Annotated in this window: 22 protein-coding genes; 11 read left to right on the top strand and 11 right to left on the bottom strand. The window is 39.7% G+C overall.

All coding sequences use genetic code 11. The features are described from left to right. Window positions 1-65 precede the first annotated feature (65 nt). The 3 genes from lon (at window position 66) to I6F50_RS03160 (ending at window position 4,982) form a co-directional block, all read left to right on the top strand. Window positions 66-2,435 carry an endopeptidase La gene (lon, locus tag I6F50_RS03170; RefSeq protein WP_165741432.1) on the top strand — a complete coding sequence of 790 codons (2,370 nt, stop codon included), beginning with the start codon at window positions 66-68 and terminating at the stop codon, window positions 2,433-2,435. Between the two features lie 183 nt (window positions 2,436-2,618). Beyond that, window positions 2,619-2,909 (top strand): HU family DNA-binding protein, encoded by a 291-nt coding sequence (locus I6F50_RS03165; RefSeq protein ID WP_157823336.1) that lies wholly within the window; start codon window positions 2,619-2,621, stop codon window positions 2,907-2,909. A gap of 171 nt (window positions 2,910-3,080) precedes the next feature. Next, window positions 3,081-4,982, top strand: coding sequence for a SurA N-terminal domain-containing protein (locus I6F50_RS03160; RefSeq protein ID WP_197175305.1), 1,902 nt, complete (start codon window positions 3,081-3,083; stop codon window positions 4,980-4,982). 108 nt (window positions 4,983-5,090) lie between these two features. On the opposite strand, the gene I6F50_RS03155 is transcribed toward I6F50_RS03160, so the two are convergent. From I6F50_RS03155 to pspF, 7 genes are all read right to left on the bottom strand, one after another. Next, window positions 5,091-5,582, bottom strand: a complete 492-nt coding sequence (locus I6F50_RS03155; RefSeq protein ID WP_007580948.1) for a VOC family protein — start codon at window positions 5,580-5,582, stop codon at window positions 5,091-5,093. An 85-nt stretch (window positions 5,583-5,667) separates the two neighbouring features. Next, a complete protein-coding gene (locus I6F50_RS03150) occupies window positions 5,668-6,429 on the bottom strand; it encodes an ATP-binding cassette domain-containing protein (protein ID WP_197119478.1) in 762 nt (253 codons plus the stop codon). Continuing rightward, the gene (locus I6F50_RS03145) at window positions 6,429-7,421 is read right to left on the bottom strand and encodes an oligopeptide/dipeptide ABC transporter ATP-binding protein (RefSeq protein ID WP_166421609.1); all 993 of its coding nucleotides are present in this window, start codon (window positions 7,419-7,421) and stop codon (window positions 6,429-6,431) included. The genes I6F50_RS03150 and I6F50_RS03145 overlap by 1 nt, the downstream gene beginning before the upstream one ends. After that, window positions 7,422-8,315, bottom strand: a complete 894-nt coding sequence (locus I6F50_RS03140) for an ABC transporter permease subunit (RefSeq protein ID WP_197119479.1) — start codon at window positions 8,313-8,315, stop codon at window positions 7,422-7,424. Further along, a complete protein-coding gene (locus I6F50_RS03135; protein ID WP_165740563.1) occupies window positions 8,302-9,336 on the bottom strand; it encodes an ABC transporter permease subunit in 1,035 nt (344 codons plus the stop codon). Before I6F50_RS03135 ends, I6F50_RS03140 begins: the two co-directional genes overlap by 14 nt. Then, window positions 9,336-10,943 carry an ABC transporter substrate-binding protein gene (locus tag I6F50_RS03130; protein WP_165740564.1) on the bottom strand — a complete coding sequence of 536 codons (1,608 nt, stop codon included), beginning with the start codon at window positions 10,941-10,943 and terminating at the stop codon, window positions 9,336-9,338. Before I6F50_RS03130 ends, I6F50_RS03135 begins: the two co-directional genes overlap by 1 nt. A gap of 15 nt (window positions 10,944-10,958) precedes the next feature. After that, window positions 10,959-12,023, bottom strand: a complete 1,065-nt coding sequence (gene pspF, locus I6F50_RS03125) for a phage shock protein operon transcriptional activator (RefSeq protein ID WP_165740565.1) — start codon at window positions 12,021-12,023, stop codon at window positions 10,959-10,961. A 186-nt stretch (window positions 12,024-12,209) separates the two neighbouring features. Here pspF and pspA point away from each other — a divergent pair, with 186 nt between their 5' ends. From pspA to I6F50_RS03085, 8 genes are all read left to right on the top strand, one after another. Continuing rightward, a complete protein-coding gene (gene pspA / locus I6F50_RS03120) occupies window positions 12,210-12,869 on the top strand; it encodes a phage shock protein PspA (RefSeq protein WP_197160136.1) in 660 nt (219 codons plus the stop codon). A gap of 67 nt (window positions 12,870-12,936) precedes the next feature. Continuing rightward, entirely contained in the window at window positions 12,937-13,170 is a 234-nt protein-coding gene (gene pspB, locus I6F50_RS03115; RefSeq protein ID WP_024612319.1) for an envelope stress response membrane protein PspB, read from the top strand. Continuing rightward, window positions 13,167-13,568, top strand: coding sequence for an envelope stress response membrane protein PspC (gene pspC / locus I6F50_RS03110; protein WP_149591832.1), 402 nt, complete (start codon window positions 13,167-13,169; stop codon window positions 13,566-13,568). Before pspB ends, pspC begins: the two co-directional genes overlap by 4 nt. 63 nt (window positions 13,569-13,631) lie before the next feature. Further along, entirely contained in the window at window positions 13,632-15,050 is a 1,419-nt protein-coding gene (locus tag I6F50_RS03105) for a YcjX family protein (RefSeq protein ID WP_197119481.1), read from the top strand. Further along, complete coding sequence (locus I6F50_RS03100) at window positions 15,047-16,072, top strand: TIGR01620 family protein (protein WP_197119482.1); 1,026 nt, start codon at window positions 15,047-15,049, stop codon at window positions 16,070-16,072. Before I6F50_RS03105 ends, I6F50_RS03100 begins: the two co-directional genes overlap by 4 nt. Window positions 16,073-16,221: 149 nt before the next feature. Then, on the top strand, window positions 16,222-17,403 hold the full coding sequence (gene megL / locus I6F50_RS03095; RefSeq protein ID WP_197175303.1) for a methionine gamma-lyase: 1,182 nt from the start codon (window positions 16,222-16,224) through the stop codon (window positions 17,401-17,403). Between the two features lie 237 nt (window positions 17,404-17,640). Beyond that, window positions 17,641-18,438 (top strand): phenylalanine 4-monooxygenase, encoded by a 798-nt coding sequence (gene phhA / locus I6F50_RS03090; RefSeq protein ID WP_002958327.1) that lies wholly within the window; start codon window positions 17,641-17,643, stop codon window positions 18,436-18,438. A 37-nt stretch (window positions 18,439-18,475) separates the two neighbouring features. Then, window positions 18,476-18,820, top strand: coding sequence for a 4a-hydroxytetrahydrobiopterin dehydratase (locus I6F50_RS03085; protein WP_002958326.1), 345 nt, complete (start codon window positions 18,476-18,478; stop codon window positions 18,818-18,820). 61 nt (window positions 18,821-18,881) lie between these two features. On the opposite strand, the gene I6F50_RS03080 is transcribed toward I6F50_RS03085, so the two are convergent. From I6F50_RS03080 to I6F50_RS03065, 4 genes are read right to left on the bottom strand one after another with little or no spacing between them, the layout of a single operon-like run. Beyond that, window positions 18,882-19,319: a hypothetical protein gene (locus I6F50_RS03080; RefSeq protein ID WP_165728523.1), complete on the bottom strand. Its 438-nt coding sequence runs from the start codon at window positions 19,317-19,319 to the stop codon at window positions 18,882-18,884. An 8-nt stretch (window positions 19,320-19,327) separates the two neighbouring features. Next, on the bottom strand, window positions 19,328-21,688 hold the full coding sequence (locus tag I6F50_RS03075; RefSeq protein WP_197175301.1) for an ABC transporter permease: 2,361 nt from the start codon (window positions 21,686-21,688) through the stop codon (window positions 19,328-19,330). Further along, on the bottom strand, window positions 21,688-22,368 hold the full coding sequence (locus tag I6F50_RS03070) for an ABC transporter ATP-binding protein (protein ID WP_197175298.1): 681 nt from the start codon (window positions 22,366-22,368) through the stop codon (window positions 21,688-21,690). The genes I6F50_RS03075 and I6F50_RS03070 overlap by 1 nt, the downstream gene beginning before the upstream one ends. Continuing rightward, window positions 22,365-23,606, bottom strand: coding sequence for an efflux RND transporter periplasmic adaptor subunit (locus tag I6F50_RS03065; protein ID WP_197175296.1), 1,242 nt, complete (start codon window positions 23,604-23,606; stop codon window positions 22,365-22,367). Before I6F50_RS03065 ends, I6F50_RS03070 begins: the two co-directional genes overlap by 4 nt. Between the last annotated feature and the right edge of the window lie 454 nt (window positions 23,607-24,060).

Genomic DNA, 24,060 nt, shown 5'->3' with positions numbered 1-24,060 from the left:
TAATTAGGTTATCCCCATATACTTGAGTAATCTTTAAAATAAATGAAGTGCGAAGAGAAACTATAATGACGCTTGAGAGAACCGACCGAGTCGAAATCCCAGTCCTTGCACTGCGCGATGTTGTGGTATACCCGCACATGGTGATCCCGCTTTTTGTTGGCCGTGAAAAATCAATAAAATGCCTAGAAGCGGCAATGGACAAAGACAAACAAATTTTCTTGGTTGCACAAAAAGATGCAACTGTAGATGAACCAGAGCAAGATGATATTTATCGTATCGGTACTATTGCCACTGTACTTCAGTTATTAAAATTACCAGACGGTACAGTTAAAGTTTTAGTTGAAGGTACACAGCGCGCACAAATTGAAGAATTTGTAGATAACGATGACTTTTTTGTTGCTAATGCTCAATTTATTGAATCTGATTCGGTAGATGAGAAAGAACAAGATATTTTTATTCGTAGCGCAATTAGCCAGTTTGAAGGCTATGTAAAGCTAAACAAAAAAATTCCACCTGAAGTACTAACTTCAGTTTCAGGTATTGATGAGCCAGCACGCCTTGCCGATACAATGGCAGCCCATATGCCGCTTAAAGTACCTGAAAAGCAAAAAGTGCTCGAAATTTCAAGCGTTACAGAACGTCTTGAATATTTAATGGCATTAATGGAAGGCGAAATAGACTTACTGCAAGTTGAGAAGAAAATTCGTACCCGCGTTAAAAAGCAGATGGAAAAGTCTCAGCGCGAGTATTACCTCAATGAGCAAATGAAAGCCATTCAAAAAGAGCTGGGTGAGCTTGACGATGTACCTGATGAATTTGAAGCACTTAAAAAACGCATCGAAGAATCGGGTATGCCAGCAGAGGCACAAGACAAAGCGACGACAGAGCTTAATAAGCTTAAGATGATGTCGCCAATGTCTGCAGAAGCGACTGTAGTGCGTTCATACATTGATACATTAATTAATGTGCCATGGAAAAAACGCTCTAAAGTGAAAAAAGACTTAGCGGGCGCGCAAAAAATTCTTGATAGCGATCACCACGGCTTAGATAAAGTAAAAGAACGCATTATTGAGTATCTCGCAGTACAACAGCGTACTAATAAGCTTAAAGGGCCAATTTTATGTTTAGTTGGGCCACCAGGTGTTGGTAAAACATCACTTGGGCAATCTATAGCGCGTTCAACTGGTCGTAAGTATGTTCGTATGGCGCTTGGCGGCGTACGTGATGAAGCTGAGATCCGTGGTCATCGTCGTACATACATTGGTTCAATGCCAGGTAAGCTAATTCAAAACATGACAAAAGTGGGCGTTAAAAATCCATTATTTTTGTTAGATGAAATCGATAAAATGTCATCAGACATGCGTGGCGATCCAGCATCAGCACTATTAGAAGTGCTTGATCCTGAGCAAAACAGTCACTTTGCCGATCACTACCTCGAAGTAGATTACGATTTATCTGATGTTATGTTTGTAGCTACATCAAATAGCTTTAACATCCCAGGCCCATTATTGGATCGTATGGAAGTTATTCGCTTATCGGGTTACACCGAAGATGAAAAGCTAAACATTGCAAAAGAACACTTAATCACCAAGCAAGTTAAGCGCAATGGCTTAAAAGAGCATGAGATTGTAATTGATGATAGTGCAATTATTGGCATTATCCGTTACTACACACGTGAAGCGGGTGTACGTAACCTAGAGCGCGAAATTTCAAAATTATGCCGTAAAGCAGTTAAAAATATCTTAATTGAAAAAGACACTAAAACAGTAACTATCAATCAAGATAACCTAGAAGACTTTTTAGGTGTACAACGCTTTGACTATGGTAAAGCTGAAGATGGCGACCGCATTGGTCAAGTTACAGGCTTAGCATGGACAGAAGTTGGCGGTGATTTGCTAACAATCGAATGTGCAGCTGTACCAGGTAAAGGCAAGTTAACTTATACCGGTTCACTGGGCGATGTAATGCAAGAGTCGATTCAAGCGGCAATGACGGTAGTACGTAATCGTGCAGATACATTTCGTATTAATAGCGACTTTTACGAAAAACGTGACATTCACGTACACGTACCTGAGGGCGCTACACCAAAAGATGGTCCAAGTGCGGGCGCAGCAATGGTAACGGGTCTTGTATCTAGTTTAACAGGTAATCCTGTACGCGCAGATGTTGCAATGACCGGTGAAATTACGCTACGTGGTGAAGTACTTCCTATTGGTGGCTTAAAAGAGAAATTATTGGCAGCGCATCGTGGTGGAATTAAAACAGTCATCATTCCAAAAATTAACGAACGTGACTTAAAAGAGATCCCAGAAAACGTACTGGCAGGCTTGGATATTCACCCAGTTACGTGGATTGACGAGGTGTTAAAGCTTGCTTTAGTGCATCCTGTTGAGAGTTTTTCGGTCGAAACACCTAAAAACCAAGAAAAAAGCTAAAAAAAGTGCTTTTTAGGGCTTTTCAAATCTAAACGGTATGATAAGTTAAGCACTGGTTTTCAAGCCTAGCCCTTATGGGGCGTAGGCTTAAGAAAAATATAATCATGTGAGCATTAAAAGTTTGCTCTAAAATTTTCAAAACAGTGATGTTAGTTTAAAAAACCATCGCTCTTGATAATAACAATGAAAGAGGATGATATTGTGAATAAATCTCAATTAATCGATCAAATCGCAGCTGATGCTGACATTTCTAAAGCGGCTGCAGGTCGTGCACTAGATTCATTCATCGAATCTGTATCTGGCGCGCTAAAAGAAGGCGACTCAGTTGCACTTGTTGGTTTTGGTACTTTCTCAGTACGTGACCGTGCTGCACGTTCAGGCCGTAACCCGCAAACTGGTGAAACAATCCAAATTGCTGCTGCAACTATTCCTGCTTTTAAAGCCGGTAAAGCGCTTAAAGACGCAGTAAACTAATCACTGTTTTAAACACATTAGTTATGGCGAGTGTAAAGTTACTGATTCACCACAACAGATGAATTAAGTAACTTTACCGCCAGTTACTTCAAGTGAAAAAGCGTATCTGGTAAGATACGCTTTTTTTACATGTGACAAGGTAAAATACCTTGATCAAAAAGAGATAAACAAATGCTTGAGAAAATCAGAGAAGGTTCGCAAGGACCTGTAGCCAAAATAATTTTAGGCGCGGTGATTTTATCTTTTGCCTTAGCAGGGATTGGTAGTTACTTAGGTCAAACCACAGAACAACCCGTTGCTGAAGTAAATGGAATTAAAATTAGTCAAACCGATTTTAACCGTGCTTACCAAAATGAACGTAGCCGTTTAGAGCAACAATTTGGTGAATACTTTACACAAATTGCTGCTGATCCAAATTACATGGCGCAAATTCGCCAAGGTGTAGTTGACCGCTTAGTACAACAAGAATTGCAATCACAGCTAGCGGCTGATTTAGGCCTTCGCGTAAGTGATGAAAGTGTACGTAAAACAATTTTAGAACTACCGTACTTTCAAATTGGTGAAAAATTTAATAACGACCGTTACTTACAAGTAATTCGTCAAATGAACTTTCAACCAGATGCTTTTCGTGAATACTTACGTAAAGATATGACACGCAGCCAAGTAGTATCAGCTGTTGCAGGTACAGACTTTGCACTAGAGAGCGAGCTTAAAAGCGCAATTGCTCTACAGCAGCAAACTCGTAGTATTGATTATGTAGTAGTAAACAAAGAAGCGCTTACCGCGAACGTTGAAGTATCAGATCAAGAAGTGTCTGATTACTACGACCTAAACGCATCACAATTTTTGTCCCCAGAGCTTATTTCGGTAAGTTACATTGAGCTTAAAGCAGCAGATATTAATGTTGAATCGGTAACCGAGGATGACGTTAAAGCGTATTACGAGCAAAATAAAGCACAATACGTTGAGCCAGAAAAGCGTCGCGTATCACATATCTTAATTGATAACAGTGAAGACGATGACGCAGCAAAAGAAAAAGCTAATGCACTTCACGCACAACTAGAGCAAGGTGCAGACTTTGCTGAGTTAGCAGAATCATCATCTGACGATATCGTTAGTGGCGAAATGGGCGGCGATCTTGAATGGATAGAACGTGACGTAATGGACCCTGCATTTGAAGACGCGACTTTCGCACTTCAAAACAAAGGTGATATTTCTGAAGTTGTTGCTTCTGAGTTTGGTTATCACATAATTAAACTGACAGATATTCAACCACAACAAGTTAAAGCCTATGATGATGTTAAAGCTGACTTACGTGCTGAACTAGAACAAGCTGAAAAAGTAGATGCGTTTTACGAAAAGCAAACTGAGATGGGTGCACTTGCATTTGAAATTTCAGACCGCTTAGACGACGCTGCAGAAGTTGCTGAAGTAGAAGTTAAATCTACACCTCTTTTAGCACTTAATGCTTTACCAGAGCCGTTAAACAGTCCTGCAGTTGTAACAGCACTAACATCAGTTGATTTACTTGAAGATAAAGTAAACTCTGAAGTTATTGAACTGGGTGAAGAGCACGCAATTATTGTTCGTATTAACGAGCATAAACCTGCTGCGACTAAACCACTGGATGAAGTAAGCGAGCAAATTAAAGCGCGTTTAGTTAACGAAAAATCATCTGAGCTTGCTAAAGAAAAAGCGCGTAGCTTATTTGCGGAAGTACAAGCAGGTAAGAGCTTAAACGATGTAGCAAACGAGCAAAGTTTAACGGTTCGCCAAGAAGCGCAGTTAACGCGTCAAAGCTACACTGTTTCACCTGCTATTGTGACTCAAGCATTTAAGATGGCTCACCCAGCAGATTCGGCAGTAGTTGAGCTTGTTAATTTAAATAATGGTGATGCAGCAATTGTTGCGCTTAAGTCGGTAACAGATGCACAAGTTGCAGCTAATATTGACCCTCAAGCAAAACAAAGCATTACTATGGCGCAAGCTAATAAAAACTACATGGTATTTATTGAAGCGCTTAAAGCCAATGCTGAACTTAACTTACCAACGGCTACACAAACTGTTGAATAATTAATTTTAGCTCATAAAGAAAGGCGCTTTTAAAGCGCCTTTTTTATTGTCTTAAATAAAGTTGGTATATTACCAATTCGCTTAATTAAGTATTATTGCGGATTGGTATTAATTACCTCTGGCAATAAACTCAATCCGATTGCCGCTAGGCTCTCTTATCATCATATGTTGGGTTGGACCTTTACCTAAGTTTTCTGGTGCAAACTCTATAGTAATATTATTTTGCATTTCTAAGTGTGTATGTAGCTCGCTTAACTTTTTGATACTTTCTACACTGAGTGCTAAATGGTGTAAGCCCACATTTTCTGCCCGATTAAACTCCACACGTTTTTCATCATTTTTTACGCGCCATAATGTAATGGTTATTTTATTGTTTGATAAAAAATAAGCGGGGTAGGTTGGATCACTTCCTAGCGTTTTAAAACCAAGTACATCAGTAAAAAATGCTTTGGATGCATTTAAGTTTGATACGGTTAAACCTAAATGATCAACGCCACCAACCCAACTTTTAGAGGTAGAGTTTTCGTCAGCTATTGAGGTTGTTGATAGCAGTAGTAACGCTAATGATGAAATGCCTGTGAGTAATGTTTTTTTTAGCATAGATCCTCTTTATGGTTTTAGTTGTTAAATTGCGCATTTAACAAAGACCTTCATAAAGGAGATTACATTACACGCTAGGCTGCGTTTAGCAGCTAAGTAATCGCTGCGTTACTTTTGATTGGGGATTTTGAAAAACATCTTCAGTAGGGCCGTATTCAACTACTTCGCCTTTATCGAGTACAACCACATAATCACTGATGTGGCGCACTAGACTTAAATGATGGGTGATCATCACATATGTAAGGCCTGTGTCGCGCTGCAGCTTAAGTAATAAATTCACTATTTGCGCGCGTATAGAAGGGTCTAAAGACGAAACGGCTTCATCAAGCACAATCACCTTAGGATCTAAGATTAATGCACGAGAAAACGCTACACGCTGTAGTTGCCCCACACTAAACATATGCGGGTAGTAGTGTTTATGATCGATTAACAAACCCACCTTTGAAAGCGTTGCATCAATCTTTTCAGTTCGTTCGGCTTCATCAAGCTCAGTATTATATTGCAGGCAATCATCAAGCATTTCGCCAATAGTTAACCCCGGGTTGAGCGATGCAGCTGAATCTTGAAAAATCATACGAATATGGCGACATTGATTATCGCGTACGCCATTATCTTCGATAATATTATTCTCGAGCAAAATTTGCCCGCTATCAGCAGTATCAGCTCCTGAAAGTAGTTTTGCTAACGTACTTTTACCTGCGCCTGTTTCACCAATTATGGCAATACTTTCGCCTTTACCCACGCAAAACGAAATATTTTTAAGTACTTCAAACTTTTTACGTGAAAAAAGCCCAGCTCGCACATTAAATGTTTTTGATAGCGCTTGTACTTTGAGTAGCGGTTGCATTATTTCATGTCCTTAATTAACGGAAAATGGCACGCATAACTATGACCATGATGCTTAGTAAGGGTGGGAGTTACCACGCAGGCTTTTTGTGCTTGCGGACAACGCGGCCCGAGGCGGCAGCCAATAGGTAAATGTTGTAGAGTAGGGATAGTTCCTTTAAGTGCATAAAAAGGTTCTTTATGCGCTAAACCTTGTTCGTAGTCTGGCAAACTTTTTAATAATGCTTGCGTGTATGGATGGCGAGGCTGTTTAAATATTTCATGAGTTGGGCCTGCTTCAACCATTTGCCCGCAATATAAAACATGAATACCATGCGACCAATGTGCAATCTCTTCAAGTTCATGAGAAATCATTAAAATAGACATGTTTTTAAGCTGGTTTAAGCTTTTTAATAACCTAAATACTTGCGCGCGAGTTGTGCTTTCAAGCGCTGTAGTTGGCTCATCAGCTATTAATAACTTAGGTGTGCGAGCAATGGCCATTGCAATCATTACTTTTTGGCATACGCCTTCTGAGAGCTCATGAGGGTAACTGCTTAGTACCGCTTCGTGGTTTTTAATGCCCACTTTATGAATAAGTGCTTTTACTCTGTCTTTTCTTTCGCGGTTGCGTTTTAAAAAGAAACCTTTAGTTGCTACCTCAGGGAGTGTTTCGGCAATTTGATCAAATATTTTAGCGGTTGGGTCAAGGCAGCGGCTTGGATCTTGATAGATCATCGCTATATCTTGGCTTACTATTTTACGGCGCTTCTCTGGGCTTAAACGCATTAAGTCTACGCCGCGCCAATGAATACGGTCGGCAGTAATATCCCAGCGTTCGTTCAATACACCAATAATCGCTTTTGCTATTAGGCTTTTACCAGAGCCAGACTCGCCTACAAGCGCATGTACTTCGCCTTCTTTTAAGCTGAAACTCACTCTGTCTACGGCTCTAATTACAGTTTCAGAGGTACGTAGTTCAATTGTTAAGTTACGAACATCGAGTAATTGCATTTAATCAGCCTTACGTGCTTTAAGCACTTGTCGCAGGCCATCGCCTACTAAATTAGTAGATAACACGGCTAAAAATAACAGCACACCAGGTAGCGCTACAGTCCACGGCGCTAAATAAATAAGGCCTAGGTTTTCGGCTAATATTGCGCCCCATTCGGTCGTTGGTGGCTGAGCCCCTAATTTTAAAAATCCCAGTGCTGAAATATCTAATATAGCGGTAGAAAGCGCCATCGTGAATATAACCACAATATGTTCATAAATATTAGGGAAAATACCGCGCGATATAATATGCCAATTAGATGCGCCATCGAGTTTAAATGCGGTAATGTAATCTTTACTTAATTCATCAACAATTAGGTTACGCACTGAGTGAATAAACTGCGGCAGTAGCGCTAAAATAATCGCCCATACGGTATTCATTAAACCTGGGCCGAGTATGGCGATTATGATTATTGCCAATAACAAAGAAGGAATAGAAAGCGTTATATCAAGCAAGTGATTTAAAAAGCTTGAACGCAGCCCTTTACTAATCCCTGCAAAAGTACCCACTAACACACCAAAAATAGTCGTGATTAGGGCGGCTACAACAGAGAGGCCAAACGTATACGTAGCCCCATTCATTAAGCGCGATAGTACATCACGGCCTAAATCATCGGTACCTAAAAGAAAGCGTACATCGCCCATTTCTCGCCACGATGGCGGAATAAGCAGTGCATCACTGTGTTGTTGGTTTACACCATACGGGGCTAAAAAAGGAGCGGTGGCGGCTAATAGTGCAAACGCCATAAATATCCATAAACCAACCAAAGCAGGGTGGTTATTTTTAAATTTTCGCCAAAGTCGCGCGAGTGGCGATTTATTCGACTCTTCAGAAAATAAATTAAACTTTGCCATGAGCCTGATTCCGCGAGAGTGGATCGAATAAAGTGTAAGTAAGTTCAGCTGTAATAGAAGCTAAAATAACAAATAAAGATACCGCCATTAATCCGCCTTGAATTGCAGGAAAGTCACGCTGATAAATACTATCGATTAACCATCGGCCAATACCCGGCCACGAAAAAATAACTTCGGTAATCATCGCAAGCGTTATTAGCGTACTAAATTGCAAACCAATTTGCTTAATTACCGGCAGTAATGCATTACGCAGTGCATGGTGCATGATAAGTTGACGGCGGTTAAGGCCTTTTGCCCTAGCTGTTTTAATAAAGTTTTGATCCATTACCTTAAGCATCGACTCGCGAGTAAAGCGAATTAATACGGTTGTAGGATACATAGCAAGTACAATTGTAGGGAGCGTTAAATGGCGCAGCGCATCAACAAAAGCCATGCCTTTATACGGAAAGCCAGCAAGTGCAATATCAATTAAAATAAACCCAGTATTTGCGGGTATTTCGTAAAGGAGCCCCATTCTCCCCGACATAGGAAACCAGCCAAGCTTTAATGAAAAAACCATTATTAATAACAATGCGAGCCAAAATACAGGCATTGAATAACCCAACATAGTGGTCGAGTTTATAAGCTTGTCGGGCCAACGTTTATGATAGCCAGAGCCTAAAATGCCAGTCGGTACACCAATAACAACCGATACAATTAATGCGTATACGCTTAGCTCTAAAGTGGCCGGTAGCAAATCAACAATATGGCTAAAGACACTGTTACCTGAGGCAAACGAAAGCCCCCAATCACCCTGAAATATTCGCCCTAAAAAGGCAATGTATTGCATAAAGTAATTGCTGTTGTATAAATATTTGTCTTCAAGCTCACTATGCTGTGCAAAGTTACTGCTCGGTATGCCACTTAAATTACTGAGTGGATCACCGGGAAATAAATACGCCAGCGAAAACGTAAATACACTAAGCATTAGTATCATAAAAAGGAATAAACCAAGGCGGCGTAAAATATAATCTAAGATCATTATTTTTTCCTCGCATTGGCAAGTGAAATAGCGCCAAACGGGCCAAGTGTTATGCCTTCCACATCGGCGCTACTCGCTTGAAAGCGCAGGCCATGAGCAATAGGCAATAACGGCAGCTCTTTAATAATCAAACTTTGTGCATCGTCGTAGTATTTTTTACGTTTGTTTAAATCAGTGGTGTCGAGTGCTTGAGTAAGCAATAAATCAAATTGGGGATTACACCAGTTTGCTGGGTTTTTGCCACTAAAAGTAGCGGTACAACTGAGCAGTGGGCTAAAAAAGTTATCAGGATCGGGTGTATCTGCCGCCCAACCAAGTAACACGCTGTCGTGCCTGTGCTCGCCAATACGCTGAATAAACGTGTTCCACTCATATTCTACAATACTTACATTAACGCCTACTTTGCGCAAATCGCTTTGCATAAGCTCAGCCATTTTACGTGCGTTAGGGTTATAAATACGACTCACAGGCATAGCCCATATTGTCATATCAAAGCCATCAGGTAAGCCTGCTTCAATAAGTAACTTTTTAGCAAGTTCTGGATCAAACGTAGGAATATCTTCTTGTGGCTCAAACGCCCAAGAGGTTGGCGGCAAAATAGATTGTGCGCGAGTACCGTTACCGTAATAAACCGCCTGCATTATTTTATCTACATCTATTGCATGCGCGAGTGCTTGGCGTACGCGTAAATCGTCAAACGGGGCACGTTCTGTATTAAACGCCCAATAACCTATGTTTAAGTTTGTTTCTTTTTCGATATTTATATCATCGCGTTGCGCTAAAATACTTAATTGCGCACTACTTGGGTGAGCCGTTACATCGCACTCTTTAGTCAGCATTTTGGCTATGCGCGCAGTGCCATTAGGCGTTATGTCGTAAACCAATTGTTCAAGAGCAACGTCATGCTTCCAATAAAGTGGATTACGATAAAAGCGTACAAGGTGATCTCGACGATATTCTTTATAAATATACGGACCGGTACCAATTGGGTACTGATCAAATAAGTTTTCTTGATTGTTTTTCTTAAGTTTCATGGCGTATTCTTCTGAAAGCACCACGGCAAAGTCGGTAGCCATATTGGCTAAAAAGCTACTTTCAGGATTAAACAATTCAAAACGCACTTGATAGTCAGACACGCGCACAATTTTACGAATAAGTTGATCAATCCCCACACTTTGAAAATACGGGTAATTGGCATCGCCCACAAAGTGATATGGATTATAGACATCGAATAATCGGCTAAAGGTAAATATAACGTCGTCGGCGTTAAAATCCCGCGAGGGGGTAAAATAAGAAGTTGTATGAAACTTTACATCTTTACGCAAGGTAAAGGTAACCGATTTACCATCTTTACTAATTTTCCAATCGGTCGCCAGCTCACTTTGAAACTCTGCCGTAACAGGGTCAATACTAATTAAACGGTCGTATAATTGGTTAGCAATTATATCAATAGTTGAACCGGTGGTCGTGACTTGCGGATTAAACGACACAGGGTTGGCTTCAGCGCAGTAAACTAAGCCTTGGTTTTTTTCTTCTATGATTTCTTCTTTGCTATCAAGGCAACCAACCAAAGTGGTGGCAAGCAAAACAAGTAATAATTTATGCACCCGCATAACCTCTGACTATTGTTGATCCAACAAGTTGTATTTTTTAAGATAACCACGTAATTGATGATACGTTAAACCAAGTACTTCTGCAGTTTTCTTTTGATTAAATTGGCTATGTTCGAGCGCTTTATTAATCATGTTTATTTCAAAGTCGTTTGAACGTTCTTTTAAGCTACACGGAAATTGAATATCAAGGGTTATATCTGCGCTTGCTTGAGCAATCGGCTGTGCAACTACAATAGGCTCGACATTAACAGTTTGAGTCGCTACAGGTGCTTTAATGCGCGCTTTTGGTCTAAATGGGCTGTCGAATGGGTCTAAAATAATCTGGTGAACGGGGATATGTTCACTACCGTGGCGATATAAGCTTCGTTCAACCACATTTTTAAGTTCGCGAATATTACCAGGCCAATCATAACTAAGCAGTGTTTCTGTTGCGCTTCGGGTAAAACCGCTAAAGAGTTCCCACTCTAAATCGCGCGCCATATTCATCGCAAACTGCTCAGCAAGCAACATAATATCGTCTTGGCGTTCGCGCAGTGGCGGCAGGGTAATTACGTCAAAGGCAAGGCGATCGAGTAAGTCACTTCTAAATTCACCTTGCTCAGCCAAATAAGGGAGGTCTTCGTTTGTAGCACACACTAAGCGTGTATCTACTTTTACAGTTTGTTTGCCGCCAACACGCTCAAACTCACCGTATTCTATAACGCGCAGTAGTTTTTCTTGTACCATAGCTGAGGTGTTTGCTAATTCATCTAAAAACAGTGTGCCGCTGTTAGCGCGTTCAAAACGACCTTCGTGGCGTTTACTTGCCCCCGTAAAGGCACCGCTTTCGTGGCCAAACAATTCACTTTCGAGAAGGTTTTCGTTAAGCGCTGCACAGTTAAGCTTTACGTAGTTTTGATCCCAACGTTTTGATAAAAAGTGTAAGCGCGCTGCTATTAGCTCTTTACCTGTGCCGCGTTCACCAATAATAAGTACCGGTTTATCTAAATTAGCCAGTTGCGATACCTGATCTAATACAGACAGAAAGCTATCTGATTGGCCGAGTAAATTATCCTGTTGGCGATATTGGCTCATATTTCCTAACTCTTGGTCATTTTTACTAACAGTTAGTGTATTTCATAAGTAGGGATAACTAAAGAAATTTGTATATTTAGTTTAACGTAATGAAAATAAAGTGTATTTTAACTTTTAAAAAGTTGGCAAGCATATTGATACTAGTTATAGCAGACTAACTAAGTTTTAATTACAGAGGTAAATGTTATGGGAATTTTTTCACGTTTTGCAGATATTGTTAATTCTAATATCAACGCCATTTTAGATAAAGCAGAAGACCCAGAAAAAATGGTTCGTCTGATTATTCAAGAAATGGAAGATACGCTTGTTGAAGTACGTTCTACATCAGCTAAAACATTGGCTGAGAAAAAAGAAATCGTACGCCGCCTAGATACACTTAAAGCACAAGTAAGTGATTGGCAAGATAAAGCCGAGCTGGCTTTAAGTAAAGACCGCGACGATTTAGCGCGTTCAGCCCTACTTGAAAAGCAAAAGTCGGCAGATGCAGTTACTTCAGTAGCGAGTGAACTTGAACATGTAGAGTCTCATATTGAGAAACTACAACAAGAAGTAACGACACTACAAGAAAAGCTAGCAGATGCGAAATCACGTCAAAAGGCAATTATACTTCGCCAGCGTTCGGCTGAGTCGCGCCTTGAAGTGAAAAAGACACTTGATAGCTCAAAAGTAGAAGACGCACTTAATCGCTTTGAACGTTACGAAACTAAAATTGATGGACTAGAATCTCAAATTGAGTCTTACGATTTAGGTAAAAAGACGTTAGCGGACGAAATTGCTAATCTACAAAAAAATGAAAAGATAGATGATGAGCTAGCCGAACTTAAAAAGAAGCTAGCTGATAAATAACTTATAAAGGGGTACTTAAAGTACCCCACTGCTTAAAAACATCAAAACGGATTGTCAGGAGAGGATTATGTTTGATCCAGAGATACTAGTTGCACCATTTATCTTGTTTATGATTTTTGTTGCACCGCTGTGGTTAATTTTACATTACCGTAGCAAAAAACAAGTAAGCCAAGGTTTAAGTGAGCACGAACATCGCCAGTTACTTGAGCTTGCACATAAAGCCGAAAAAATGGCCGACAGAGTCGAAACACTAGAAGCATTGCTTGATCAAGAGTCACCACAATGGAGACGCAAAGTATGAGTGCCAAACGCGAATTATTAAGAGACCCACAACGCGGTAAAATAGCCGGCGTATGTGCGGGATTAAGTGACTACTTTAATATGGAGTTATGGTTAGTTCGCATTATATTTGTTAGTGCGGTACTGCTAACGGGTGGCCCATTATTTGTGGTAGCGTATATTGCAGCCTGGTTTATTTTAGATAAAAAAGAGCCCGCGACAGCGCAAACTAACAGCTCAACTAAAACTGACGATCCGCTAGAAGTAAAATTTAAAGTATGGCAAAAGGGCGAGCCACCGCGCCGCGCATTGCAAGATTTAAAAGAGCGTTTAACGCGTGTAGATACTCGCCTTCAAGATATGGAGCGCCATGTTACTTCAAGTGAGTTTACGGTGAGCCGTGAAATTAACAAACTTTAAAGGATTTAATAGCACCTTATTTGCAGCGTGATAAATTACGGCAAATTAGGTGCAAGACACTTTATGAGCCAATCATTTGCAAAAAAGACCTTTAAAAGCATTAAAGGCAAAGCACAAAAAGCCCTTCATCGCAGTTTAGACCAACACGTAAAACTTGCCGTAACAGGCCTAAGTGGTAGTGGTAAAACAGCCTTTATTACCGCGCTTGTTAAACACTTAACAACCCAAGCGGACGATAAAAACTTACCTTTTTTTGATGTAATGCGCGAGCATCGCCATGTTGCCACTAAAGTTGTGCCGCAAGAGGCGTTAAAAGTCCCTACATTTAATTATACGCGCGCGCTAAGTTCATTATTACCCAGCGATGGAATGCCTACGTGGCCTGCATCAACCGAGCGTATTAATACACTACGCTTAGCAATAAAGTATCAGAGTAATGCAGGGCTGCGCGGGCACTTTTCGCCGCAATCAACGCTTTATTTAGATATTATTGACTACCCGGGTGAATGGCTTCTTGATTTACCTATGCTTGAGCAAAGCTATTCTCAATGGTGCGAACAGCAATATCCGTTACTAACTCAGCCTTCGCGTGTAAATACATCAAGTGATTTTCTAGCTGCTGTTGAGCAACTTGATTTAAATGCGCCTGTAGATGAAAACGCACTTGCTCATATTGCTCAGCTTTATCAAAGCATGTTAGTAGGGCTTAAAAAAGATACCAAACTTGCCATGTTACAACCCGGGCGCATGCTTATGCCTGGCGACTTACAAGGCGCGCCATTGTTATTGTTTTTTCCGGTATCGGGTGAAATAAACAGTGACAATGTCGTTGCGGGGTCTAATTTAGCGCATTTAATTAAGCGTTTTAACGCCTATATAAAAGAAGTTGTAAAACCATTTTATAATGAGCATTTTAGGCACTTTGACCGCCAAATTGTACTTGTCGATGTACTTAGTGCGCTAAACGAAGGGCACGAAACACTACAAGAGCAAAGCAGTGTAATAAACCAATTACTCGCGCACTTTAACTATGGTGAGTCAGGCTTTTTTAAACGTTTATTTAAACCAAACATAGATAAAATATTATTTGCAGCTAATAAGTCAGACCACATAAGTGCAAAACACCATAAAGATTTAGCACTGCTGCTTGATTCGCTCGTGCATGAACAGAGTAATCATTTAAAGTTTGATGGTGTGCAAATAGAAACCATGGCTATGTCGTCAATTACAGCAACGCAGCCGCGCCAAATTACCGACAAAGGCCAAGCGCTTGATTGCATTTACGGTAAACCATTAAACGAGCCTGATTGGCTTACGTATTTACCGCCGCAGCCTCCCACGCGGATGCTAAATAAAAGTGAGTGGCCAGCACAGGGATTTGAGTTTTTATCGTTCTCTCCAATGCCGAGCCCCGATAAACAACTAAAACATATTCGATTAGATCATGTCATGCAGTACCTGCTAGGAGACAAATTAACATGAGTGAGTCAAACCAACCATTTCAAGCAGGGCGTCGTATAGATACGCAAAGCATTGAGCAAAACGAACCCGTTTTAGCACCTGCAAAAATTATTCAGCACGGACAAAGTGATTACGAAGAACTTGAAGATGAAGCATTAGAGCCCGAAATTGATCTTGAGCCTGTGTACAAAAAGTCAAAGTGGCAAACGCTTAAAGGTGTGTTTGCTATTAGTTTTATAGTACTGGTGCTTTTAGAGTTTGCGTACTCGTTAGTATTTGCTTTCGAGCAGTCAATTATTTTAGGCAGTGTTTATTTAACTGCGGTTGTAAGTGGTGTGCTGCTAATAGGGCGCTTATTGTGGCGAGAGTACCGAATGCTGCGCAGTTTAAAGCGTAACCAATTGCACCGAGTTGAAGCCGACAGGCTTTTAAACAGCGAGCAAGTAGGCGGTGCATTACCTTGGCTCGAAAAGCTTAATAAACACCAAGAACTTGATAACTTTGAAACCTTTAAAAACCAAGTAGCGATGCATCACAGCGACAAAGAAATAATGACGCTGTACGCCAACAGTTTATTAATAACCCAAGACACCAAAGCTAAAAAGCTTATAAATCGTTTTGCGACCGAATCTGCACTGCTAGTTGCCCTAAGCCCACTGGCACTGGTGGATATGATGGCCGTACTTTGGCGCGGTACTAAGTTAATTGAACAAATTGGTAAAATTTATGGCATTGGTTTTGGCTACGCAAGCCGTATAAAGTTATACCGCATGTTAATAAGGCAAGTGATGTTTGTAGGCAGTGCAGAGCTTGTATCTGATCTTGCAGCTACAGCACTGAGCGCAGAGCTGCTAGGTAAGCTTTCGGGACGGGCTGCGCAGGGCGTAAGCGCGGGTATTTTTACTGCACGTATTGGTTACAAAGCAATGGAGCTTAGCCGCCCATTACCAAGGCTTGAAAACAAACGCAGCTTACTAAAAGGCACTGTACAAAGCATTGCAGGTAAAATTATGAGCCGTAAAAAGGCTGAACCAACACACTAGATTAGCAGTGGCAATATTTGTGTACAAACGTGCGCTGCATGGTTTTTACACAAATAGCCATCTGAGCATCCGGCATGCTTGCTGTTTGTAAGCGCATACGTTTTGATTGTTGAATCGCAAAAACATAATAATCAAAAAATGAGCCTACAATGAGCAAGCATCATATAAACACCCAGTGTATTCACGGACCACAAAAAGCAAACGACCCGCACGGCGCACTTACTTCTCCTTTGTATCAAACCTCTACCTTTCATTTTGAAAATGCCGCACAAGGTGCTGCGCGTTTTGCAGGCGACGAACCTGGCTATATCTATACGCGTTTAGGAAACCCCACAACCACAGAGCTTGAACAAAAAGTTGCCCAACTAGAGAGCTGTGAAGCCGCTGCTGCAACAGCAACAGGTATGGGCGCAGTATCAGCCTCAGTACTGAGCTTTTTATCGCAGGGCGATCACCTTGTTGCCTCAAGTGCTTTGTATGGTTGTACCTTTGCGTTTTTCTCGCATATGTTGCCGCGCTGGGGAATCGAAGTCACGTTTGTTGATATGACCAACGAGGACGAACTACGCGCTGCCATCAAACCTAATTCAAAAATGATATTTGTTGAAACGCCAATTAACCCCACTATGGCGGTTATTGATTTGGCACTCATTGGCGCAGTTGCAAAACAGCACAATTTAATTAGTGTAGTCGACAACACCTTTTTAACGCCACTACTGCAATCACCCAAAAAATACGGTATCGACATTATAATGCACAGTGCGACCAAGTACTTAAATGGTCACGGTGACGTAGTCGCCGGTATTGTATGTGGATCGCTTGAGCACATAACACACATTAAAATGACCGTACTAAAAGATATTGGTGCAACCATAAGCCCGCACGATGCATGGCTAATTAATCGAGGCCTAAAAACACTCGCCATTAGAATAGAGCGCCATTGTCAAAGCGCACAAACGGTAGCCGAATATCTAGAAGCGCACCCACAAGTAACTACCGTATATTACCCAGGGCTTAAATCGCACCCAGGTTATAAGTTTATTGGTAACCAAATGAAAGCCGCTGGTGGTGTTATTGCGTTTGAAATAAAAGGTACACAGCAAGACGGCGCGCAATTTATTGATTGTATGAAACTTTGTACACTTGCTGTAAGCCTAGGCGACGCTGAAACACTGATTCAGCATCCAGCTTCAATGACTCACTCGCCTTATACGCCAGAGGAGCGAGCTGCCGCTGGAATAAGTGATGGGCTGATCAGGCTCTCGGTTGGGCTTGAAGATGTTAACGACATTATTAGTGATTTAGACCAAGCTTTTAATCGAATTAGTTAGGTGTATTTAATTGTGTACACATAAAAGCAAGCTGCAGGCCTTTAATTTAAGGTATGTATTTTTAATGTTCCACAGGTGTAGCTTTAACTTTACGATTGTAGTGATCGTGCCAAATACTGATGTTAGCCTATCTATTAAACTTTTCTTCACTTTTGCATAGTATGGGGTCATTCGATATTCATTAGGTTTGAGTATCACACTGACACCGATTTAGGGCTCACACCCAAGAAGGTACTTATGGCTAAAGCAAGTAAATATACATCCAAAACACCAGACGAAAATGGTGTTATACATTGGAGTGATGAAGAAAATAAAATTTGGTCTGAGCTTGTAGCACGCCAACTTGCGTGCATAGAAGGCAAAGCCTGCAATGAGTACATGCAAGGGTTAAAAAAGATTAACCTGCCGCACGATCGTATTCCGCAGTTAAGCGAATTAAACGAAGTATTACTTGCCACTACCGGATGGCAAGTTGCGCCAGTGCCTGCGCTTATCGACTTTGATGAGTTTTTTAGATTACTGGCAAACAAGCAGTTTCCGGTAGCTACATTTATTCGTAGCCGCGAAGAATTTGACTACCTACAAGAGCCAGATATTTTTCATGAAATATTTGGCCATTGCGCCATGCTAACTAATCCTGACTTTGCTGAGTTTACGCATAAGTACGGGCAATTAGGTTACGCAGCGCAGAAAAAGGACCGTGTATACCTTGCACGTATATACTGGTTTACGGTTGAATTTGGTTTAATGCAAACCGAAGATGGCCTGCGTATTTACGGCGGCGGTATTTTATCAAGCCCAGGTGAAACCCAGTACGTATATTCAAACACGCCAGAAATCAGTCCAATGAATGTGCTTGATGTACTGCGTACGCCGTACCGTATTGATATTATGCAACCACAGTACTACACCATAAATTCGATTCATGATCTGTTTGATATATCGCAAATGGATATTATGACTTTGGTTGAGCGAGCTAAAGAGCTTGGCTTGCACGACCCAAAATTTCCACCAAAAGAAAAATTAGCCAGTTAAACATTAATGCTAAAAAAGCTAAAAGTAAGGATTTATAATGTCTTCATTAAGTGCACAAAAATGCGAAGCCTGTCATGTAGATGCGCCAAAAGTATCTGACGAAGAGTTAGCGCAATTAATTACTAAAATCCCAGACTGGGTACCAGAAGTACGCGACGGCATTATGCAGCTTGAGCGTGTTTATAAATTTAAAAACTTCAAACAGGCTATCGCGTTTACTAACAAAGTAGGCGACATGGCAGAAGACGAAGGCCATCACCCAGGTTTATTAACCGAGTGGGGCAAAGTAACCGTTACATGGTGGAGCCATTCAATCAAAGGCCTACACAAAAACGATTTTATTTGCGCGGCTAAAACTGACGACGTATTTAACGCGCTGTAAACTTTTTAAAGATTTAACCTTCGCAACAAAAAGCCCGCTAAAGTTATTTAGCGGGTTTTTTTTATATACCGTAGTCACTGGCAATTATAGAAATTGAATGAACCTTTAGCTGCTTATCTGAAAACTTACTTTTAAGCATGTCGATGGTTTTTTCTTGTTGCCTACAAGGCGGGCAGGGGCCTATACCTTCATCTATTGAGGTGTAAAACAACGTATACTTTTGCTGGGTAAAATCGGGCAATGTTGTTAATAGCTGCTCTAAATTACTTTTAATTAAATCAGAATCAGGATGGCTTTGTTTATTTTTAAAAATGGATAAAATATTGGGTAAATATTTATCAGAGTAATGCATCAGCTCGCCTTTGCTGTTAAATAAAAACATTTGTGGTGCGGTATTATTAATGGGCGATTTAACCATTTGGTAATGAGAGAAACTGTACTGCTCAGCGTATGTATTTCCGCCGTATATAAGTAGTGTAGCTAGTAGTAATTTGTACATGTTTATCCTTAAGTTAAGTGATTCCACGAGTTGTTAAGTGTTTTTTTAATCTCTATAGCAATAATACATATAACCGCTAACAAAATGACTAAATGCACTATCAGTATAATATTTAGGTCAAAAACGGATTGTTGAAATAAAAAAGTTTGTAGTTTTTCATGTTGGGTGAAAAATAGTGCAACAATAACTATGTGGGCTATCACAAATGCAGTGAAAAAGAGCTTTAAAAATAAATAGCATATTTGGTAGCTGCGAGCGCCCATAGCACGTCTTAACGCAAGCTCTGTGGATGATTTAGCCGTAAGTTGTTTAATACTACTGTAGTTGTATAAAAACGCAGAGAGTAGAAGAATTGAGGAGCACACAACGGTAATTATAAGTAATGCATTTCTAGGGGCTTGCTCATTTTTTACTAAAGACGAAAGGGGGGTAAGTGATAAATCGTTAAAGTTTACACTTAATGCCTTTACTGCCGTTTGGAGTTCACTTTCAACTTGTGTGATGGGCGCATAAGTTTTAATTATGATTGTTTCAAAACCTGTCAGGGCGCTTATTACACTGTACACAGTGGGCTGAACGGGTGTATCTGCTCCTTCATTATAAATATCATTAACAACGCCAACTACTTTATGCTTTACTTTTCCAGTATCAAATTGGGCTAATAAATAAGCTTGGCTTAGTTCTGTGTCTGCAAAGTATTGATCCCATAAAGCACTGTTAACAACAATGCTTTGATACTGTTGCCATTGCACGCTTTGCCCTGAGATAAGCTTAGCGCCAATAGTTTTAAAGTAATGCGGGCTCACTCTATGGCTTGCGGTACTGGCGCTTTTACCCGAACTGATAGCTTGTCCGGTAACGGTGTACCATGCACTAAACCCACTGCGATCTGATAGTGGCGGAGCAGAGCTAAGTGATACTTCTTCAATAATGGGCAGTGAATTTAATTGCTGAATTAATTGTTGAGCAGAGTTATTTGCATTAAAGGCCTCGCTAGGTGATTGTGGAAAACTAAAGCTGGCAATTAGAATATTATCTGCATTAAAACCCATACTTTTATTATTTAAATTAATCTGGCTGTAAATAACCAAACTACTAATGTAAACACTTGTAATAGCAAGGCTAGTAAGTAGCGAAAGCAATGAGAACACTTGTACTTTTTCGCTTGTTGTTGCACTTTGGCCGCGTCCAATACTGCTGTGTATCCACCTTCGTTGAAAATAACTAAGCGCCGATAAAAAAGTAATAATAACAATGTAAAATACCGCCAGCGTAAATAATGAAAAAGAGCTGTTTAGCTGGTTCAGGCTTGGTAATAAAATTGCGCTGATGCGGTCGCTCAGTGGATACAAAACGCACATTACAATAACAAGTAGTAGGCTTGTGAGTACGATATCAGTAATTTGCTGCACAAAAATGTGTGTGTTATTGGCTCCGCATAATTTGCGTATAGTTTCTTCTTGTTGCTTTTTAATTGACTCTGCACAGTAAAATGCACAAAAGGCAATAAAGCTAAATAAGAGCAAAATATAATAAAGTAACTGCAATAAATTTAGGCGCTTTATTATTTTATTAAAGTGAGTTGGGTTAACGCCAATACCATCACTAAACTTAAGTTCGGTATTATCAAATATAAACATTTCGTTTTGTAAGTGCTTATTTAGCAAGCTTAAAAAGAGTGTTTTATTTTTAACGTGCCCTAAAATATACGTAAATGTATCTGGGGTCAGGCTACTTTCTTGAGGCAAAATACGTTTAAGTTGCGAGTAAGGAATAACAAGTTTAGGTTCATAGGCACGTTTAAAGCTTTTAAACTCTTTTGGCATTACTGCGACAATGTTTATGCTTTTATTATTAACAACAAGCTGTTTGCCAATAATATCAGTGACACCTTTAAAATGAGTATGCCAAAACGAATAGCTAATCGCGGCACTTAGTGCGCTGCCTTGTTTTGGGTAATCTAATTTCTCAAAGCTGCCTAAGGCAGGAATGATACCTAATTGTTTATACCCCCCCGATATAAAGCTTACCTTAACAGGCTCACTATCATGATTAACCGAAAGCTTTAGTGATAAATCAATAGAGCGCTCAAAAACGCCGACTAAATCTTGGTGCAATACAGTTATTTCATCAAAAATGTACTCATCAACGGGCAAGTCATTTTGAGTGTCACTTAAATAAACTTGTTTAATCTTTGGGATGTTATTTATTGCCGTGTAATCGGCTGATAAAAACTGACTATGAATATTACTTATATTTAAAATTAAACATAAAGGAATACTCAGCAACAAACAGCTAAGCCATAATTTAGTATTTTGCTTAGCATATTTTAGCCAGTTTAAGGTCAGATCAGTAATTAAGTTCAGCATTAAAAACCTTGCGCACTAAGCTGTCCGTCTTGAATATACAAACGCGTTTTTGCTGTTTTAGCATGGTTTTCATCATGTGTTATTAAGCAAATTGTTTTGCCTTCGTCGTTTAGCTTATTGAGTAACTGATATATTTGTTCGCTATTACTCGAATCTAAATTACCAGTTGGCTCATCGGCTAAAATAACAGAGGGCTCATTTATTAATGCTCTAGCAATAGCAACTCTTTGTTGTTGCCCGCCTGATAATTGGCTTGGCTTTCTATCAATAAACTCCAGCATGTTTACTTTATTAAGCGCAGCTTCTACTTTTTTTTGATAATCCTTTCTTAACACCGATTTGTTGTAACTGAGTGGCAAAGCCACGTTATCAAATACGCTTAAATGATTTAACAAATTAAAGTTTTGAAATATAAAACCAAGTTCTCTGTTTTTAATGGCTGCAATCGCATCGGGTATTAAGTTTGCTGTGTTAGTGCCTAAAATAGTGTATTGCCCTTGGCTAGGTATATTTAGTAAGCCTAAAATAGAAAGTAGGGTACTTTTACCGCTGCCTGAGGTGCCCGTAATTGCAATATAATCACCACTGTTTATTTTAAAGTTTATAGCTTTAAGTGTATTAATTTTGGTATTAGGGTATTGATAAAAAACATTATTAAACTCTATCAGCGAATAACTCATTTAAAAGCGCCTATTAAATCAAAGTTATTTTCAGTGGCATAATCAGCAGGCAGTAATAATACATAATTACTTTTTAGCGTTTCATTAAAGCTCAAGGTGTCTTGCTCAGTCGTTTTATAATTTATATTGGTAAGAATAGCTTTACTCGATGGTGTTATTTCGTAGACCTTCCATTTGCTGTAGTTATCAAAATCATTCGGTTTTTTAATATTTTGAACTACTAAAGATTGCTCCAAATAAATATGGGCTTCTATTGCTTGGCTGCTTCTAAGCCATGATGGTGGGGGAGTGTCTAATACTAAAAATACATTAATAGCGCCATTTCTTATTACTGTATCAATGTAATCAACCTTAGCTGCAATTGTGCCACTGGGTGTAACTATGTCTGCTTTTTGGCCTATTCGTAACTGATTAGATGAATACTGAGGGACTTGTATTTTAGCCAGTAAGTTGTCGGTCTCTATTAACTCAAACAGTGATTGCCCTTGCGTGACCGCTTGGCCTAATTTAGCTAAATTTTGACTTACGGTGCCGTCAAAGTTTGCTGTGAGTGTTAGTTGCTCTTGACGCCTTTTTAAATAGCTAAGCTTATTTTTTGCTATGTTTACCTTGTTATTAAGCGCAATTAATTGCTGATCGAATGCCTCTGTAAATAGACTAAGTTCATCATGTTTGGCATTAGCTTCAAGTTCACTTTGCTTGTAAAGCATTTCGCTTTGTTTAAAGCGAATTGCAGAAATAATACCTTGTTCCATTAAAACTTTATTAGCATTTAATTCAAGCGCTTGCTGTTGCAATGCCATTTTAGCTTTTGATAAGTCGACTTTAATTTGCGAGAGCTTGATTGCTAAATTGCTTTTATCAATAGCCACTTGAGATTCTAAATTAAGCTGCTCGTAACTCGCATTATGTATATCTTGTTCCAATTCGTAGTTAGTCAGCTTTGCCAATACTTGGCCTTTTTTTATAGCTTGCCCTTCACGAATTGTAAGTGTGTTGATATTGCCTTTTAGCGGCGCAGACAAAAGCTCTCTTTGTGTAGGCTCTATTGTACCAATTCCTTTTAATACATTGGGTAATGATACTTGAGAGACTAGTATTGGCTTTAAATAACGTTCAGGAATATCACTTGAGAAAAGTAGTATCTTAATTAAATAGCCCAAAACCAATAACAGCAATAAAGCCGCAACAGCGATAGGGTATCTACTTTTTTGTTTAACGATTAAATACTCTTCCATTAGTACAACCTACTTGTGCTTTTTGTTATTTTAAAATGTGGTAAACGCTGTTTTAGTTAGGGTTTTTACTTTCCTTAAGTAAAAGGTGTGAGGGTAAGCTAGTTGAGTAATATTTTTTAGCGGGCAGCTAACGGTTTGATTTATCACCAACTCCGTTCCTAAAACACATTCAGTTATATCACCACTAAGTTAACTATGTAAATTTTATTTTAATGGGGTTTAGTGAGAGAAAGGTTTAATTATCTTGTTTGTTGATGAGGTAGGACAAGGTAATTACTACGTTGCTACACAAAAGCACTATTTTTATAAGGGCTTTTTTTGGTTTTTGGGAGGCCATTGCTAACAATGAGCAGCAGCTCGGTAATAATATTATCGGCGTAGATACCATCTCTTCTAACCAGCCTCAAGCTTTCTTTAAATAGCTTGGGGCTGATATTCAGTTTGATTCTTCACA

Source organism: Pseudoalteromonas sp. NZS127_1, from assembly GCF_015864295.1.
In the GTDB taxonomy this organism is placed as follows: Bacteria; Pseudomonadota; Gammaproteobacteria; order Enterobacterales; family Alteromonadaceae; genus Pseudoalteromonas; species Pseudoalteromonas arctica.
The sequence above is the reverse complement of the archived record's forward strand: the minus strand, read 5'-3'. Positions and strand labels throughout refer to the sequence as shown.

Coding starts and splice junctions, on each gene's coding strand:
- I6F50_RS03085 (WP_002958326.1), top strand. CDS start 18,476: ATGTCTTCATTAAGTGCACAAAAATGCGAAGCCTGTCATGTAGATGCG.
- phhA (WP_002958327.1), top strand. CDS start 17,641: ATGGCTAAAGCAAGTAAATATACATCCAAAACACCAGACGAAAATGGT.
- I6F50_RS03155 (WP_007580948.1), bottom strand. CDS start 5,582: ATGCTAAAAAAAACATTACTCACAGGCATTTCATCATTAGCGTTACTA.
- I6F50_RS03065 (WP_197175296.1), bottom strand. CDS start 23,606: ATGGAAGAGTATTTAATCGTTAAACAAAAAAGTAGATACCCTATCGCT.
- pspC (WP_149591832.1), top strand. CDS start 13,167: ATGAGTGCCAAACGCGAATTATTAAGAGACCCACAACGCGGTAAAATA.
- megL (WP_197175303.1), top strand. CDS start 16,222: ATGAGCAAGCATCATATAAACACCCAGTGTATTCACGGACCACAAAAA.
- pspB (WP_024612319.1), top strand. CDS start 12,937: ATGTTTGATCCAGAGATACTAGTTGCACCATTTATCTTGTTTATGATT.
- I6F50_RS03140 (WP_197119479.1), bottom strand. CDS start 8,315: ATGGCAAAGTTTAATTTATTTTCTGAAGAGTCGAATAAATCGCCACTC.
- I6F50_RS03075 (WP_197175301.1), bottom strand. CDS start 21,688: ATGCTGAACTTAATTACTGATCTGACCTTAAACTGGCTAAAATATGCT.
- I6F50_RS03100 (WP_197119482.1), top strand. CDS start 15,047: ATGAGTGAGTCAAACCAACCATTTCAAGCAGGGCGTCGTATAGATACG.
- pspA (WP_197160136.1), top strand. CDS start 12,210: ATGGGAATTTTTTCACGTTTTGCAGATATTGTTAATTCTAATATCAAC.
- lon (WP_165741432.1), top strand. CDS start 66: ATGACGCTTGAGAGAACCGACCGAGTCGAAATCCCAGTCCTTGCACTG.
- I6F50_RS03145 (WP_166421609.1), bottom strand. CDS start 7,421: ATGCAATTACTCGATGTTCGTAACTTAACAATTGAACTACGTACCTCT.
- I6F50_RS03105 (WP_197119481.1), top strand. CDS start 13,632: ATGAGCCAATCATTTGCAAAAAAGACCTTTAAAAGCATTAAAGGCAAA.
- I6F50_RS03070 (WP_197175298.1), bottom strand. CDS start 22,368: ATGAGTTATTCGCTGATAGAGTTTAATAATGTTTTTTATCAATACCCT.
- I6F50_RS03135 (WP_165740563.1), bottom strand. CDS start 9,336: ATGATCTTAGATTATATTTTACGCCGCCTTGGTTTATTCCTTTTTATG.
- I6F50_RS03165 (WP_157823336.1), top strand. CDS start 2,619: ATGAAAGAGGATGATATTGTGAATAAATCTCAATTAATCGATCAAATC.
- pspF (WP_165740565.1), bottom strand. CDS start 12,023: ATGAGCCAATATCGCCAACAGGATAATTTACTCGGCCAATCAGATAGC.
- I6F50_RS03080 (WP_165728523.1), bottom strand. CDS start 19,319: ATGTACAAATTACTACTAGCTACACTACTTATATACGGCGGAAATACA.
- I6F50_RS03160 (WP_197175305.1), top strand. CDS start 3,081: ATGCTTGAGAAAATCAGAGAAGGTTCGCAAGGACCTGTAGCCAAAATA.
- I6F50_RS03150 (WP_197119478.1), bottom strand. CDS start 6,429: ATGCAACCGCTACTCAAAGTACAAGCGCTATCAAAAACATTTAATGTG.